General features: G+C 43.6%; 15 protein-coding genes. 5 read left to right on the top strand and 10 right to left on the bottom strand.

Annotated features, from left to right (window positions below):
* Positions 1 to 7: 7 nt before the first annotated feature.
* The 3 genes from FPZ43_RS05190 to FPZ43_RS05180 are packed head-to-tail and all read left to right on the top strand — an operon-like array spanning position 8 to position 4881.
* Complete coding sequence (locus FPZ43_RS05190; RefSeq protein WP_146380797.1) at positions 8 to 1201, top strand: hypothetical protein; 1194 nt, start codon at positions 8 to 10, stop codon at positions 1199 to 1201.
* A 60-nt stretch (positions 1202 to 1261) separates the two neighbouring features.
* Positions 1262 to 1420: a FeoB-associated Cys-rich membrane protein gene (locus FPZ43_RS05185; protein WP_146380796.1), complete on the top strand. Its 159-nt coding sequence runs from the start codon at positions 1262 to 1264 to the stop codon at positions 1418 to 1420.
* A 53-nt stretch (positions 1421 to 1473) separates the two neighbouring features.
* Positions 1474 to 4881: a glycosyltransferase gene (locus FPZ43_RS05180; protein ID WP_146380795.1), complete on the top strand. Its 3408-nt coding sequence runs from the start codon at positions 1474 to 1476 to the stop codon at positions 4879 to 4881.
* A gap of 90 nt (positions 4882 to 4971) precedes the next feature.
* On the opposite strand, the gene FPZ43_RS05175 is transcribed toward FPZ43_RS05180, so the two are convergent.
* Positions 4972 to 5769, bottom strand: a complete 798-nt coding sequence (locus FPZ43_RS05175) for a lytic transglycosylase domain-containing protein (RefSeq protein ID WP_146380794.1) — start codon at positions 5767 to 5769, stop codon at positions 4972 to 4974.
* 235 nt (positions 5770 to 6004) lie between these two features.
* On the opposite strand from FPZ43_RS05175, the gene FPZ43_RS05170 reads away from it, so the two are divergent.
* Both FPZ43_RS05170 and FPZ43_RS05165 read left to right on the top strand, forming a co-directional pair.
* A complete protein-coding gene (locus FPZ43_RS05170; RefSeq protein ID WP_146380793.1) occupies positions 6005 to 7426 on the top strand; it encodes a pseudouridine synthase in 1422 nt (473 codons plus the stop codon).
* Between the two features lie 156 nt (positions 7427 to 7582).
* Positions 7583 to 8719: a lactonase family protein gene (locus FPZ43_RS05165; RefSeq protein WP_146380792.1), complete on the top strand. Its 1137-nt coding sequence runs from the start codon at positions 7583 to 7585 to the stop codon at positions 8717 to 8719.
* A 128-nt stretch (positions 8720 to 8847) separates the two neighbouring features.
* On the opposite strand, the gene FPZ43_RS05160 is transcribed toward FPZ43_RS05165, so the two are convergent.
* The 9 genes from FPZ43_RS05160 to FPZ43_RS05120 all read right to left on the bottom strand — a co-directional run bounded on the left by FPZ43_RS05160 (position 8848) and on the right by FPZ43_RS05120 (position 14748).
* Positions 8848 to 9336, bottom strand: a complete 489-nt coding sequence (locus FPZ43_RS05160) for a hypothetical protein (RefSeq protein WP_146380791.1) — start codon at positions 9334 to 9336, stop codon at positions 8848 to 8850.
* A gap of 59 nt (positions 9337 to 9395) precedes the next feature.
* On the bottom strand, positions 9396 to 10532 hold the full coding sequence (gene bshA / locus FPZ43_RS05155; RefSeq protein ID WP_146380790.1) for an N-acetyl-alpha-D-glucosaminyl L-malate synthase BshA: 1137 nt from the start codon (positions 10530 to 10532) through the stop codon (positions 9396 to 9398).
* Between the two features lie 188 nt (positions 10533 to 10720).
* The gene (locus FPZ43_RS05150; RefSeq protein ID WP_146380789.1) at positions 10721 to 11137 is read right to left on the bottom strand and encodes a hypothetical protein; all 417 of its coding nucleotides are present in this window, start codon (positions 11135 to 11137) and stop codon (positions 10721 to 10723) included.
* Between the two features lie 86 nt (positions 11138 to 11223).
* Positions 11224 to 11466, bottom strand: a complete 243-nt coding sequence (locus tag FPZ43_RS05145; RefSeq protein WP_146380788.1) for a hypothetical protein — start codon at positions 11464 to 11466, stop codon at positions 11224 to 11226.
* A 116-nt stretch (positions 11467 to 11582) separates the two neighbouring features.
* Positions 11583 to 12263 carry an SIMPL domain-containing protein gene (locus FPZ43_RS05140; protein WP_146380787.1) on the bottom strand — a complete coding sequence of 227 codons (681 nt, stop codon included), beginning with the start codon at positions 12261 to 12263 and terminating at the stop codon, positions 11583 to 11585.
* A 138-nt stretch (positions 12264 to 12401) separates the two neighbouring features.
* Positions 12402 to 12869: an SRPBCC family protein gene (locus tag FPZ43_RS05135; protein ID WP_146380786.1), complete on the bottom strand. Its 468-nt coding sequence runs from the start codon at positions 12867 to 12869 to the stop codon at positions 12402 to 12404.
* A 90-nt stretch (positions 12870 to 12959) separates the two neighbouring features.
* Positions 12960 to 13799: a sulfurtransferase gene (locus tag FPZ43_RS05130; RefSeq protein ID WP_146380785.1), complete on the bottom strand. Its 840-nt coding sequence runs from the start codon at positions 13797 to 13799 to the stop codon at positions 12960 to 12962.
* A 26-nt stretch (positions 13800 to 13825) separates the two neighbouring features.
* Positions 13826 to 14188 (bottom strand): hypothetical protein, encoded by a 363-nt coding sequence (locus FPZ43_RS05125; RefSeq protein WP_146380784.1) that lies wholly within the window; start codon positions 14186 to 14188, stop codon positions 13826 to 13828.
* 86 nt (positions 14189 to 14274) lie between these two features.
* Positions 14275 to 14748 carry a ribonuclease H-like YkuK family protein gene (locus FPZ43_RS05120; RefSeq protein WP_146380783.1) on the bottom strand — a complete coding sequence of 158 codons (474 nt, stop codon included), beginning with the start codon at positions 14746 to 14748 and terminating at the stop codon, positions 14275 to 14277.
* Positions 14749 to 14878: the final 130 nt, after the last annotated feature.

Here is a 14878-nt window from a genome sequence, read left to right as displayed (position 1 = left end):
AAGCTTTATGAACTCATCTCTCAGAACAGTATTTAACCAAAACTTCACTGAGGAGAAGTATGCTGATTTTTTGGTTGATGTAAACCAGGGGCTTAAAAATCCGGTGCAATTTCGTGTTGCCGAAACGCCTGTGTTTCTTACGGATGATTTTCGAGATAGGCTGATACAAGCAGGAGAGGAGATTATTGAAACGATCCTTCAGCCCAATTTCAAGGAGCTTACCGAAAATGCAATCCCCGGCAAATGGCGTGTTCCTAATGAGAACGATCACCCGCATTGTGTAGCGCTCGATTTTGGTGTTTGTAAAGATGATGCAGGTAACATTGTACCCAAGCTGATAGAACTGCAGGGTTTCCCTTCGCTTTATTGTTTTCAGCTGCACCTTGGCGAAAACTACAGGCATACCTACAATATACCGGGTAACCAAACCATTTTTTTTAACGGGTTCGACAAAGCAGGATACATCAACCTGCTTAAAAAAACAATTTTAGGCCCGTATAAGCCGGAGCAGGTAGTGCTGATGGATGTGGACGCGCCTAACCAGAAAACCGCTATTGATTTTTACTTGACGGAAAGGTACATCGGTACGCCGGTGGTTTCCCTGTCCGATCTGATACAGGAAGGCGACAAGCTTTATTACAAAGCGGACGGACAAAAAATACAGATTCGCAGGATTTATAACCGCTTGATATTTGATGAAATTGATGCCGACCCGGATATCTTTAAAAAGGTAGTTGATATACGCCAGCCGCTCGATGTGGAATGGATAACGCATCCTAACTGGTTTTACCGCATCAGCAAATATACTATGCCCTATTTGAGCGGTAATTATGTGCCAAAAACGCAGTTTGTAAGTAAGTTAAAAGAGGTTCCGGATGATTTGCATAATTATGTGTTGAAGCCGCTGTTTAGCTTTGCAGGGCAGGGGGTGAAAATAGATGTTATGGATGATGACATTGAAAAACTACCCGACCCTGAGAATTGGATATTGCAGGAAAAGGTAGATTATGTACCTGTGCTGCAAGCACCGGATGGCGGCGTTAAAATAGAGCTGCGCCTGCTATACCTTTGGCCCGATGGTGATGCCAAGCCAACGCTTGCCATTAACCTTGCAAGGCTTAGCCGGGGCAAAATGATTGGGGTACGCTATAACAAGGACTTTGATTGGGTAGGCGGCACCGTGGCCTTTATGCACAAGTAAGGCGATACTATTTTTGCACTGTATACGTATAATATATTGTACTAACTTTGTAAACTAAAGATGAACGCACAGGTAATTATAATAGCTATAGTTTTTGTTGCTGCCGTATATTACATAGGGCGCAAAATGTATAACAGCCTGTTTGCTAAAAAAGGTTGCGGAACAGATTGCAAATGCGGCGTGGATTTTTCCGATATCGAAGCCCCAAAACAGAAGTAGTGGGGCTTGGTTTACGCAGCGTGCCTTGTCACATTAATTTTTAAATTTTCTTCATGTCTAAGCAGGTCTTTCAGGCTGACAATCCCGGCAGGTGGAACCGTTTTAAATGGATCAGCCGGATTTTACTCATCATTTTTATTGCCGGCTTTGTTGCCGCTATTGTAACCGTTACTTCAAGCGAATACCCTGTTCTGCCTGTGCTTGATCCAGCACCAAAAAAGCTATCCAAAAAGGAACTTGAGGCGCTTAAAAAATCCAAGCGTTATAAGGACTTTCGTATCGAAAAAACCGAGATCGAGGCACTTGCCCGTGCCAGGCGTTTGCACCAGGCCAAACACCCTAATAATGATAACCGTATAAACGCAGGCTTTTACCGTGCATGGGAGCCACAGGCCTACAACTCATTGGTTGACCATATAGGCCGGCTTGATATGGTTGTTACCGAAGGTTTTTCATTTATGCCCGGCTCAGACTCTTTGCAAACCGTGCTTGATACGGGGCTCATCAACCTTAACAAAAAATATAAAAAGCAGGTACTGGTTACGCTATCAAACTATGTTAACTACAATAACGTTACCGGCGGCTATAACCGCAAGGATGTAGAGCGTATTTTAAAAAATAAAAAGCTGCGTACCAGCTTTATAAACCAAATGGCTGCGCAACTGCAAAAGTACAAGTTTAGCGGTGTGCATGTTGATATTGAAGACTTACCCAACCGGAACGGAGCCGACGTAATAGCTTTTGAGAACGAGCTTTATGCGAACTTTAAAGCCAAAAACTTACTGGTTGCGCAAAACGCAGTTGCTTTTGATGAGGGGTACGACCTAAAACGACTGCAAAAGGTTAATGACTTTTTGTTTGTAATGGCTATTGACCAGCATAACGAGCAAAGTAACCCCGGCGATGTATCGCACCAGCACTGGGTAGAAGAAATACTAGATTATGCCTGTTCGGTTATCCCGAGCGAGAAGGTTATCCTGATGTTTGCCGGTGGCGGGTTCGACTGGCGCGAGGGAAGTGTAGGTAAAGCCATTGGCTATCCTCAGGCCATCAGTACTGCTAAAGAGGCAAATAAAAAAATTATTTATGACCAGCAGTCGGCCAACTCACATTATACCTATTTGGGGCCCGATAGCCTTAACCATACTGTTTATTTTGCTGATGCAGCCACAAACTTCAACATTATCCGCATGGCCGATGATTGGGCCACCGGTGGTGTAGCGCTATGGCGCATGGGTTTTGAAGACCCAAGGTTATGGACATATTTCCAGAAAAACCTTTCGATGGACTCGCTCCGTAAAACAGGGTTCGATGTAACCAGGTTAGATACCGTTGGCCTTAACAATAAAATTGACTACGCAGGTGACGGCGGCGAGGTGCTGGATTTGATAACCCAGCCATCGCCCGGAAAGATTCAGGTAGCTATGGATACCAGCACGTACACCATTACCAACCAAAAGTATGTAGACCTGCCAACCAAATATGTTATACGCCGCTATGGCTATAAACCCGGTAAAGTGGTATTGACATTTGATGATGGCCCCGACCCTAATTACACCCCACGAATACTTGATATCCTAAAGCGCGAAAAAGTGCCGGCATCATTCTTTGTGGTAGGTACAATGGTAGAGAAGAATATACCATTGCTTAAGCGTATTTATGAAGAGAATTATGAAATTGGCAATCATACTTATTTTCACCCGGATATTTCTGCCATACCGTTGGAGCGGGTTAGCCTGGAGTTGAATGCTACGCGTAAACTGATAGAGTCGGTTACAGGCAGGAGCACTATCCTTTTCCGTCCGCCATTTAATGCCGATGCCGAACCTCAAACCCTTGCAGAAGTTATCCCGGTAGCCGAGAGCCGAAAGCAAAGCTATATAACTATAGGCGAATCTATCGACCCGTGGGACTGGGAGCCAGGGGTAACTGCTGATAGTATTATTGCGCGTACCAAACGCCAGTACAGAAATGGATCGATGATACTATTGCACGATGCAGGAGGCGATACCCGCGAGGCTACTGTGCAGGCTCTGCCCGAGATTATTCGTTTCTTTAAAAGCAAGGGATACGAGTTCACCACCATTGCAGATATTTTAGGAAAAAGCAAAGACGACCTTATGCCGCTGCCCCCAAGTGAGGATAAGAGCTTTTGGGGTAAGTTTTATGATATAGTTGTTGTTGGCTTTTTTATAGGTAACAAGTTTATTTTTTACCTGTTCTTGTCGGCCATATTCCTCGCAATAGGTCGTATTGTGCTGATAGGTATTTTGGCCGTAAGGCAGTTCAGCGAGAATAAAGACCTGAAGCTACACGCCGGTGAGCGCAAAATGCCTGCCGTGAGTATAATTGTTCCTGCTTATAATGAAGAGGTAACTGCGCTTACAACCATTGATAGTTTGCTCAAAACCGAATATCCCGATTTCGAGATCATATTTGTTGACGATGGATCAAAGGACAATACTTATGCGGTTGTAGAAGCAGCGTATCGTAACCATCCGTTAGTAAAAGTGCTTACAAAGCCAAACGGCGGTAAGGCATCGGCCCTGAACTTTGGTATAGCGCAGGCCGCAAATGATTTTGTGGTTTGTATTGATGCGGATACGCAGTTAAAAAGCGATGCCGTATATCAACTCATGACCTATTTTACGGATAACGAGATTGGAGCTGTAGCCGGTACGGTAAAAGTTGTTAACGAAACCAACATGATTACCCGCTGGCAGTCGATAGAGTACATTACTGCACAAAACATGGATAGGCGCGCATTCGATCTTATCAATAGTATAACCGTTGTGCCGGGTGCTATTGGTGCTTTCCGTAAAGCGGCCATAAGCGAGGTTGGCGGGTTTACCTATGATACCCTTGCCGAAGATTGCGACCTTACCATGCGTATCCTGAAAGCAGGCTACGTGGTACGTAATTGTGCCGAAGCGCTGGCTTACACCGAGGCGCCCGAAACCCTTAATATGCTGCTTAAACAGCGTTTCCGCTGGAGCTTTGGTGTGATACAAAGCTTTTGGAAAAACAGGGATGCATTGTTTAACAAAAAGTACAAGTTTTTTGGCATGGTGGGTATGCCTAATATCCTCATCTTCCAGATTATATTGCCGTTGTTTTCGCCATTGGCCGATTTGATGATGATTGTCGGTTTATTCAGCGATAAGCCGGGCAAAATACTAACCTTTTACGTCGCCTTTGTATTAGTTGATTTCCTGGTCGGTATAATCGCCTTCAAAATGGAAAAAGAAAACTACAGGAAGCTCATCTACATCATACCGCAGCGTTTTATATGGCGCCAATTGATGTATTACATTCTGTTTAAATCTATCCGCAAGGCCTTAAAGGGTGAGTTAAGCGGTTGGGGTGTACTTAAACGTACGGGTAACGTAACTATAAAGCAAGATGACCTGGTAGCCGATGAAGATGTAAAAACCAGTATTGGCCCTGATAACAAGAGCTGATAAATCTCATGAATTGATGGCAAATAAAAACGCCATCTGCGTCTGGCAGATGGCGTTTTTTAATGTGCTCCGTAATTATGTAATATTACTTTAGTTGTCGAAAACCATTGGCGGCTGCATAGCTACCAGCGGTAATTCTGACGATTTGTGTAAGTAGCTATAGTAATTATCATAGCCATACTTTTTCGGGTGGTTGATGATCTCTTTCATCGCGATGATCTTGTACACGTACGACCCTGTTTCGCGGTTAAGCTTCATGCGGAAATAATTATCCTCATTTTGCCTGTTAATGGCCCGTTCCAATTTAATTGAGCCATTGTTGTAAGCCGCTGCTGCCAATGTCCAACTGTTGAATTCGGCATACAGTTCCCTGATGTATTTGCAGGCTGCTATGGTTGATTTGCGAAGGTTTAGCCGCTCATCAACGCCGCGCCTTACTTTAAGGCCGTAGCTGCGTGCGGTACCGGGCATAAACTGCCATGCGCCACGCGCCCCTTTTGGCGATGTGCCGCCTTTAAGGCCCGACTCGACCAGCGGGATGTACTTAAAATCTTCAGGTATACCATAAAATTTTAAGATTGGCTCAATAATTGGAAACATCTTATCAGCTTTAGCATGTAAGAGGTTTGACTGAACGTGTTTGTACTTGTGTTTTGCTATTGAGCGCTGTAGTTTAAAATCTACTTTTTTGTCATTAACGGGCAGCAATTCATCAGCAAAATTATACTCCGCTTCGGCTTCTTCAATTGGTTTTGCGAAGAGCAGATCGGCAGGTGTATAAGCAATGGGATGTGCGGCAACTGCTGCGTCAGTACTGTAAATGTTAAGCCTGGAAATGATAACCAGCACCAAGATTACGGAGCACGTAATTAAGTGTTTTTTACGCATTTCTATTCTATCATTAATTAAACATTGAGGTAAAATGTGCGGCAAATGTATGCTATATAAGGCAGATTGTCAAATAGTTGGCAATAGCTTAGTGTTTTGAGGGTTCTGAAAAAGGGCAAAAATCGACGTTTAAAGTGGTTTAAACGTTGATTTCGGGACGGTCAAAAAAATTGCTTTTTTGGTTAAAATGTTGTACTTTTGACCCTCACGCTGCGAAAGCGCAAAACAAAAAATTATGGTATTTAAACGACCAGCAGGTAGTCGCGACGACAAACCCAACAGATCATCAGACCGCTCAAAAAGTGGCAATGAAAGAGCCGGAAGATCATCTTCCGCATCATCATCAAAACCTTACGGTACCCGCGATGGTGGTAATAAAAGCAGCTACTCCGACAGGAAGCCCGCTTCATCAAATCAAAGATCATTTTCTGACAAATCCCGCACTGGTAGCGATAGCGCTTCGGGCAGGAGATTTGGTTCTTCATCACCATTATTTGGCGATAAAAAACCATTTACTCCTAAAGACAGGCCATATAGCGGTCGCCCAGCAGATGCCGACAGGCCAAAGAGCAACTACGGCGAACAAGCCGGAAACAGGAAATCATTCGGCGACAGGAAACCGTTTGCAAAAGACAAACCCTACGGTGGCAGGCCACAAGGCGATGAGAGCCCAAAGCGCAGCTTTAGCAGCGAAGGTCGTTCGGCCGGTACAGACAAGCCGTTTAACCGCAGGCCGCAAACAGAAGGCGATGATCGCCCTAAACGCAGCAACTTTGGTGGCGAAGGCCGCAGCGGTTATGCCAACAGCACCGGTAAAAAAGATTTTAAAAGCACCACAACAGGATACAAAAAACGCGAAGGCGACTACAGCAGGCCGGCAAGTGATGCCCCTGCACGTACCATGCGTAGCCGTAAAAATGGCCCGGCGAAAACTCAGGACGATGGCCTGATAAGGCTTAACCGTTACATAGCCAACGCAGGTATATGCAGCCGTCGTAAAGCTGATGAGCTGATCAGCGCAGGCGTGGTATCTGTAAACGGCGAAGTTGTATCTGAGTTAGGCTTTAAGGTTGATCCAGTAAAAGATATTGTACGATACAATGGTGAGCCGCTTAAACGCGAGAAAATGGTTTACGTGTTGCTAAATAAACCAAAGGATTACATAACCACTACCGACGACCCGCAGGAGCGCCGCACCGTTATGCACCTGGTTGAAAAGGCAAGCCGCGAGCGTATTTACCCGGTAGGCCGCCTTGACCGTAACACAACCGGTTTATTGCTAATGACCAACGACGGTGACCTTGCCGATAAGCTATCTCACCCGCGTAACAACATAGTGAAGCTTTATAACGTAGAGCTTAACAAAAGCCTTACGCAAGGCGACATGAACAAAATAGGTTTCGGTTTGGAGCTTGAAGATGGCTTTATAAAACCGGACAGCGTTGCTTATGTAACCGGCGGTACCAAAAAGGAAATAGGCATACAAATACACAGCGGTAAAAATCGCATTGTGCGCCGTATATTCGAGTCGTTGGGTTATGAGGTGGTAAAGCTTGACCGCTCTGTTTACGCTAACCTTAATAAAAAAGATCTTCCGCGTGGTCGTTGGAGATATCTTGACGAGAAAGAAGTAATACAATTAAAACACCTGGTATAATTATCAAGGTTAGATGATAGATATGAAGGCAACGGTTTACCGTTGCCTTTTTTTGTTGCAACGTTGCGATATTTTTAGTGTCTTATTACTTTAGTTAACATTTGGCGGGGGTATTAATGATTTTGTTAACTTGCATTATAAACTAAAATTGAAGTGATGAAAAAACTATTATTCCTGGCAGTTGTACTTTTACCAGGGCTAAGCTTTGCCCAAAAAAAAGATATGGCTCCAAAAACATACGATCTGGTTATAGGCTCTTATACCAACAGCGGTAAAGCGAAAGGTATTGGCGTTTACCGTTTTTATACCGAAAGCGGCCGCACTGCTTATTTAAATGAAGCGCAGGGCGTAAGCAACCCATCATACCTCTGCGTCTCAAAAAACAATAAGTTTGTTTATGCCGTGAATGAGAATGATAATGGTGAAGTAAGCTCGTTCAGCTTTGATGCCAAGTCGGGCACTTTGACGTTCATTAACAAGCAATCCACGCTTGGCGGGGCACCTTGCTATATATCGGTTGATAAGAACAACAAAAACCTTTTTATTGCCAACTACGCTGGTGGCAACATTGCGGTAATGCCGCTTAACGCCGACGGTTCGATTGGGCAGGCTGTTCAAACTATTAAAGATGACGGGCACGGGCCGGATAAAGAGCGCCAGGAAAAGGCACATGTGCATACAGCTGTTTTATCGCCCGATGAAAAATTTGTGCTTTACACAGATTTGGGTAATGATAAAATAAACATAACGAAATATAAGGCAGGTAAAGATAATCCCATTACACCGGTAAAGCCGCCATTTGTAAAGGTATCACCGGGTGCGGGCCCACGCCATTTAGCTTTTTCTGCTGATAGAAAGCACCTGTATCTGATCACAGAAATGGGCAGTTCGGTAGTGGCTTATGATTACAATAACGGCACACTAAAACAAATTCAGGATATTACCTTGCTGGCAGATGGCTTTAAAGGTGCTACAGGTGCGGCTGATATTCATGTATCGCCTGATGGCCGGTTTTTGTATGCTACAAACCGCGGCGATGCCAACGATATTTCCTTGTTTGCAATTAACCAGGAAACAGGTATGTTAACATTTATCGAGCGCCGGTCAACCAATGGCAAAGGCCCGCGCAACTTCGCTATCGACCCAACCGGTAGCTTCCTGTTAGTAGCACATCAGTATACAGATAACGTAGTGATTTTCCGTATCGATAAGAATACCGGCAAATTAACCGACACCTATAACCGAATAGAAGTAGGCAGCCCGGTATGCCTGCAATTTGCACCGGCTTTATAAGTTGAAAGTTAAAATTCAAAAGTCAAAACTCTGAGTCAAAGCAATCGACTTTAGCTATATAAAAGAAGCGCCCGATGTTGTATAACACCGGGCACTTCTTTTTTGAATTTTGATTTTTAACTTTTGAATTAGTTCGCTTTGGTAAATGTGTACACTACATAACCTGTGCCATTGCCTACGGCAACCGGGGTTTGCAATGTCATGCCGCTATCACTGATGCTGGCAATGTTTAAGCGGTAACCTTCCTGCACGTTTTTAGCTTTATCGCCTTCATATATCTTTTTAAACTGGAACTGGGTACCAAGAGTCGGGTCGTTGTAAACTGACCAGAAAATGGTTTGCGACGCGCCATTTGTAAGGGTATAAATACCATTGCCGCTATTGGTTAATTTCCAGGTGCTGCCTACAAAAGCGCTTGGTGCTGCCTGGTCAAATACGTTTTGTACTGCATTTGGTAGCAAGCCATCGTAACTTACGTTGGTTAGAGTCCACGTGCCTACAAATTTACCGCGTGATACACCGGTTGACGATGATGATACGGTTTTAGAAGAAGAGCAGGCACTAAAAACCAATGCAACAGCTAATATTGCAAAGGTTGTTCTTAATATTCTTTTCATTGTTGATTGTGTTTTGTGTAGGCTATTAACACAAATCAAGCCAAAAGGTTGCAATAATGTTACGCCTGCTTACTTGCTGCTATTACTTCTTTATAGTAGTTCTCGTATTCGGGTAATATGTTGGCCAGGTCAAATTGTCTGGCGCGGGCAAGTGCGTTTTCCTTAAACTGTGCAAGCCGCTCTTCATCTTCCAATATGTAAATGGCACGTTCGGCCATGCCGTCAACATTGCCAACATCACGCAGGTAGCCGGTTTCTCCTTCTACGTTAAGCTCGGGCAGGCCACCAGCGTTACTGCTTATCACTGGAACTTTGCATGCCATAGCTTCCAATGCCGCCAAACCAAAGCTTTCAGATACAGATGGCATCAGGAAAAGGTCAGACACGGATAAGATCTCTTCAATAGCATCCTGTTTACCTAAAAAGCGCATATGTTCTGATATACCAAGATCACGGCCAAGCTGTTCGCATTTGGAGCGTTCGCCGCCATCGCCAACCATCAGTAATTTAGATGGGATCTTTTCTACCACTTTGGCAAAAATCTTAACCACATCTTCGGTACGTTTTACCTTACGGAAGTTTGATGTATGCACCAACACCTTTTCGCCATTGGGGGCAATCGCTTTTTTGAAGTGATCTTTAGGTTTAAGGCTAAAGCGGTTAAGGTCGATAAAGTTTGGTATTACTCTTATATCGTTCTCTATGTCAAAAAACTTGTAGGTATCGTTACGCAAATGGTCAGACACGGCGGTTACCCCGTCAGATTTATTGATAGAGAATGTAACTACCGGTTTGTAAGTTCTGTCTTGCCCTACAAGAGTAATATCAGTTCCGTGAAGGGTGGTAATTACGGGAATAGTTATGCCATAGGTAAGCAGTATTTGCTTGGCCATAAATGCTGCCGAAGCATGCGGAATAGCGTAATGTACGTGCAGTACATCCAATTGCTCAAATCGCACCACATCAACCAAACGGCTGGCTAAAGCAAGTTCATATGGCGGATAATCAAACAGAGGATAGCTGGATACGGCAACTTCGTGGTAAAAAAGGTTTTCCGAAAAAAAATCGAGCCTTGCAGGTTGGCTGTAAGTTACAAAATGCACCTGGTGGCCACGATCGGCAAGTGCTTTACCCAACTCTGTAGCTACAACGCCGCTACCACCAAATGTAGGGTAGCAAACTATTCCTATTTTCATTTATAATAAGCTTTAAGGCGTACCATAGGGCGGCTTGTTTGGTATGTAGGGCTACGCAATTTTGCCACTTATAATAAGCATGCAAGTTTAACAGCAATTTACGGTAAAAGTGTTACGCCTGTGTAAATTATAGCACAAGCTTATGCATGCCACCGGCTCAATTAAAAGTAAAAGGGAAAGGTATGAGCTTAGGTAGTAGATAAGCCCGCCAGCATCCTTACCAATGATGCATCAATAACGTTGTTGATAGCCGTAAGGGTTGCACTGCTCTTGGTGGCTCGCTGTAAATCTTCTTTATAGATAATGTGATCTACGCCTAAAGTTTTTAAAAGGCTGTCAACCGTTACCTGCTCGCTTTGCTTATACAGGTAAATCTTGATGTTTTTGTAGAACTGGTTGGTTTGTAAACGGCGTAATACTCTTTCAAGATCGGCACCTACATGTGCATTATCAAAAAAGATAACATCAGGCTTAAGCGCATGTATAGAAGGAAAAATTGTACCGGCAGCAGATATATGCGTAACATTTTTATAACCGGCTAATAGCTGGTCGGGAAACGTTTGCGGGGCTACCAATAGCACTTTTTTTGCACGGGCTTTAATCATGCTTCAATCAATTAGGGACTGTAAAGATAAAATCAAAAAATTATTTTATCAATACCTAACCGGCAAAAGCCCAATAAATTAAGCGTTTAATGTACAGGCCTGCTGTTTAATGTATCGCTGCTGCCGCGGCCGCTTGGGTCTGCATTTCCACGATTGGTGCTATCAAGTTTGCTGGTATCAGTTCCGTTAGTTGATGAACCATCGTCGCCATTACCTGCTTTTGCAACGGTATCCTGTGTGCCGCCAAGTGTAGCATCATTACGGTTGCCACCGCAAGCTGCCAATGCACCTGCTATAAGTATTGCTGAAAATATTTTGATCGCCTTCATTATGGGTATAAGTTGATGTCAAAATATTAACAATACGGTAAGATAAATGTTTTATAAAGCAAAAAAGCAGGCTGTGTTAGCCTGCTTTTTATCTGGAATTTAAATTGTAGACTTTATTATTTGATCTCGAATACGGCTTGTATTTGTATGCTTATCTTAATCTTCCTCACATCAATATCAGATTCAGGCACGGCATCGGCCATCGAAGCTTTTGCCATATACATGCGCGGCGATGGGAAGCTGCTGTTATCATTCTCTGTAATGTTTAACGCCTGGCCCAATTTATCGCCAAGTCCGTTTACTAAAAACGTAGCTTTTTCTTTTGCAGCCAACAGGGCTTTAAGTTTTAAATCGTTTTTAATGCTGTTGATCTTTGAATAATCGTAGCTGTCGATATTGGTAGACTGGATACCTTTCGCATCGACCTTGCTTATCAACTGGTTAAACTTATTCAGGTCGCGAAATTTGATGCCGTAAGTTTTGCTGGCTAAAAAATCCGGGTTCTTTTTCTTTTCCGTAGCATAGTTCCATGACGATAGGCTGTTTACCGTAAAATCTTCTTTGGCAATACCCGCTTCTGCAACGGCTTTCTCGAGTTGTTTTTCCAAGGTAGTTATGCTAACCTTGGTTTTGCCGTTCATATATTCTTTAAGCGATATGCTTACGTTAATAATATCAGGTGTAACTTCCTGCTCGGCTGTGCCGGTAACTTCAATTTTACGGCGAAGATCAACACTTTGTGCAAATGCGCCAATGGTACTGGTTATAAGAGCGGCTATAATAAATAATTTTTTCATGGCTGTTATATATGTGTGTTTATTGTATAGATAGGTTTACGCACCGATAGTTTAATGTGATACAGCTGTAGCAAGGCAGCAGCTGTAAGATGCTGATGTTATTAGTTATAATGCGCTGAAATTAAAGGCAGTTACAGGTTAATATTTTCCAAATAAATTTTCAACTGCTTTCACGCGGTAGTCAAATATCTGCTTAACCTTCTTTTTAACTAACAACGTATTGCTCAAGCGGCCAATTACACCGTAGGGAATGGCGTAATGCAACAAATCTGTCATCTCCACCCCACCTTCAATTTCTTTAAAGTGGTGCTGATGGTGCCATAATGCATACGGGCCAAAGCGCTGCTCGTCCACAAAATACTTTTTGTCTTGCACGTGGGTAATCTCGGTCATCCAGTCCAGTTTGATACCGAACAAGGGTGTCACCTTGTAGGTGATGATCATACCCGCATACATTTTGGTTTGAGGGGTATAATCTGAAGTTACCTCAAACTTCATGTCGTTGGGCGTGATCTTTTCAAGGTTAAGCGGCGACGAAAAAAAATCCCATGCCTCATCAATGCTGATGGGGATGTTTTGCACAAATTTTAAGCTGTATGTTTTCACGATGGCATTAACATACGGCAGCGATTATTGTTGTATCTGTAAAATAGTATTCATTAAAAAGGCCGGGAGCAATAACTCCCGGTTTTTTAACTATTTGGTATTTGTTGCAATGGGCAGGTCGCGCCGGCTCCATTCGCTCCACGATCCTACATAAAGCTTTGGGCCGGTAATGCCTGCGTGCTCCATACCTAACAAGGTATGGCAGGCCGTAACGCCCGATCCGCAATGCACCACAACATCTTCGGGTTTAGTATTGCCTATAGTATCTTTATAAAGGCTGGCCAATGCTTGCGAGGTAAGATATTTACCTTCGGGCGACATGCTATTGCTGTAGAACAGGTTTACGGCACCCGGTATGTGCCCCGCAACCAAATCCAAAGGCTCTGTTATGCCCTGGTAGCGTTGCCCCTCACGCACATCTATCACCACGCGGTTCTCGTCGCTGGCAGCTTTTTTTACTTCTTCAATATCTACCGTGCCGCTATACTCCGCCGGGATAGGGTAGGGCGTTGCTGCTGGCTTGGGCTGGTAGTCGTCAGTACTCAGTTCAAGGCCTTCGTCTGTAGCGGCTTTCAAACCGCCGTTTAATACCTGTACGTTTATGTGGCCTATCGAGCGTAGCATCCACCAAAGGCGTGCGCCGCCCATGGCCGCGCTTTTGTCGTCATAAACAACAATATGTTTATTGGGCGTTATACCCCAACGGGTTAAGGTAGCAGCAAAATCGGCAAGCGAAGGCAGCGGATGCCTGCCGCCAATGGCCGCATCTTCGGGATGTGCGGCAAGGTCGTCATCAAGCGTAGCAAAAATGGCGTTTGGCAAGTGACCTTGCAGGTAACGCTCATGCGCATTTGCGCCTGCGCGAACATCTATCAATATCGTTTCGGGATCAAGTACCCTCGGGTCGGTAATTTCTATTAGTGGAGACATGGTTTTCAGTGGTTAGATATCAGTTGTCAAAGATCAGTTTTTATCTTTTTAATCCAAGCATCATAATCGCTATCGGGGTTTCTTTTATAGTATAGGATGTCGTGTATGGTGTAGTAAGTGAGGACTAAGAAAAGACAAATTCCAGTGGGGATAGTTGCTAACATCATCCATCCCAAACCGAACATTATAGAAAGCAATTCTCCAATATCAGTTCCATCAATAAAACAAGGATGAGCGCCGGCCTCACTTAATGTACAGCAGTTGGTTTTGGCGATATATCCAGCCAGCGAAGCAAGAAATAAAGGGAATAAAGAGCCTATGATGACTAATAAATAGTAAACAGGGATACGTTTTAATTTACTACGGTTACTGTAAAATCTATGCGGCATGCTGCAAGATAAATAATTTAATAGCATATCTTATTTGCAGGCCATTCAACCACTCTCCACTCACTCAATCAACCACTCACTAAACACTACTGCACCATTTTATTAGCACAGCATGAGCTGGCAAAAGCTTCTGGTTTGGCTTTAAAAACAAAGCCCATGCTCAAAATATAGCCCATTGCCTCGTGCAGGGCCTGGTTACTTTTAAACATGGGGTTGGTGTTGATGTCGGCATGAACCTCAAGGTCTACATCGTACAGGTCCAACAGGTCGCAAAGTTTATAGGCAATGTCGATAGATTTTTGCACCTCGTTAAGCATACGCTCTTTGATGGTCATCTTTTGAGTGCTGCGCTCCTGGTGTATAAACATAAATGCGCCGCGTTGCTCACGTATAAAAACAATTACTGTTGCAAAATCGGTAACCGAGCCTTTTACCTGCGAATCGGTACCAATGCAAACTTTTAATTTGTTGCCCAGGTTGGTTTCGCGCTCAATGGCTGCCTCTACTTCTTCTAAGATGGGTGTTTGGATCACCTCTCCGCTAAATTTTCTCCAGGTCATAAAAATTGTTTTAGGTTAATTTTTTGATGACCGTTTTTTGCGGTCTATAAAAATAAGCGATAAACTATTTTATAAACGTTAAAAGGGAGTGATTTATTTGTTAACATTAGTTTGATTATTAACAGGTTAG

The organism is Mucilaginibacter pallidiroseus, from assembly GCF_007846085.1.
Classification (GTDB): domain Bacteria; phylum Bacteroidota; class Bacteroidia; order Sphingobacteriales; family Sphingobacteriaceae; genus Mucilaginibacter; species Mucilaginibacter pallidiroseus.
This window is presented reverse-complemented; position numbering and strand designations above follow the sequence as displayed.

Bases quoted from the DNA above. Each gene is read 5' to 3' on its own strand.
- FPZ43_RS05160 (WP_146380791.1), bottom strand. From the start codon at position 9,336: ATGAAAAGAATATTAAGAACAACCTTTGCAATATTAGCTGTTGCATTG.
- FPZ43_RS05190 (WP_146380797.1), top strand. From the start codon at position 8: ATGAACTCATCTCTCAGAACAGTATTTAACCAAAACTTCACTGAGGAG.
- FPZ43_RS05120 (WP_146380783.1), bottom strand. From the start codon at position 14,748: ATGACCTGGAGAAAATTTAGCGGAGAGGTGATCCAAACACCCATCTTA.
- FPZ43_RS05145 (WP_146380788.1), bottom strand. From the start codon at position 11,466: ATGAAGGCGATCAAAATATTTTCAGCAATACTTATAGCAGGTGCATTG.
- FPZ43_RS05150 (WP_146380789.1), bottom strand. From the start codon at position 11,137: ATGATTAAAGCCCGTGCAAAAAAAGTGCTATTGGTAGCCCCGCAAACG.
- FPZ43_RS05125 (WP_146380784.1), bottom strand. From the start codon at position 14,188: ATGCCGCATAGATTTTACAGTAACCGTAGTAAATTAAAACGTATCCCT.
- FPZ43_RS05180 (WP_146380795.1), top strand. From the start codon at position 1,474: ATGTCTAAGCAGGTCTTTCAGGCTGACAATCCCGGCAGGTGGAACCGT.
- FPZ43_RS05130 (WP_146380785.1), bottom strand. From the start codon at position 13,799: ATGTCTCCACTAATAGAAATTACCGACCCGAGGGTACTTGATCCCGAA.
- bshA (WP_146380790.1), bottom strand. From the start codon at position 10,532: ATGAAAATAGGAATAGTTTGCTACCCTACATTTGGTGGTAGCGGCGTT.
- FPZ43_RS05185 (WP_146380796.1), top strand. From the start codon at position 1,262: ATGAACGCACAGGTAATTATAATAGCTATAGTTTTTGTTGCTGCCGTA.
- FPZ43_RS05175 (WP_146380794.1), bottom strand. From the start codon at position 5,769: ATGCGTAAAAAACACTTAATTACGTGCTCCGTAATCTTGGTGCTGGTT.
- FPZ43_RS05165 (WP_146380792.1), top strand. From the start codon at position 7,583: ATGAAAAAACTATTATTCCTGGCAGTTGTACTTTTACCAGGGCTAAGC.
- FPZ43_RS05170 (WP_146380793.1), top strand. From the start codon at position 6,005: ATGGTATTTAAACGACCAGCAGGTAGTCGCGACGACAAACCCAACAGA.
- FPZ43_RS05140 (WP_146380787.1), bottom strand. From the start codon at position 12,263: ATGAAAAAATTATTTATTATAGCCGCTCTTATAACCAGTACCATTGGC.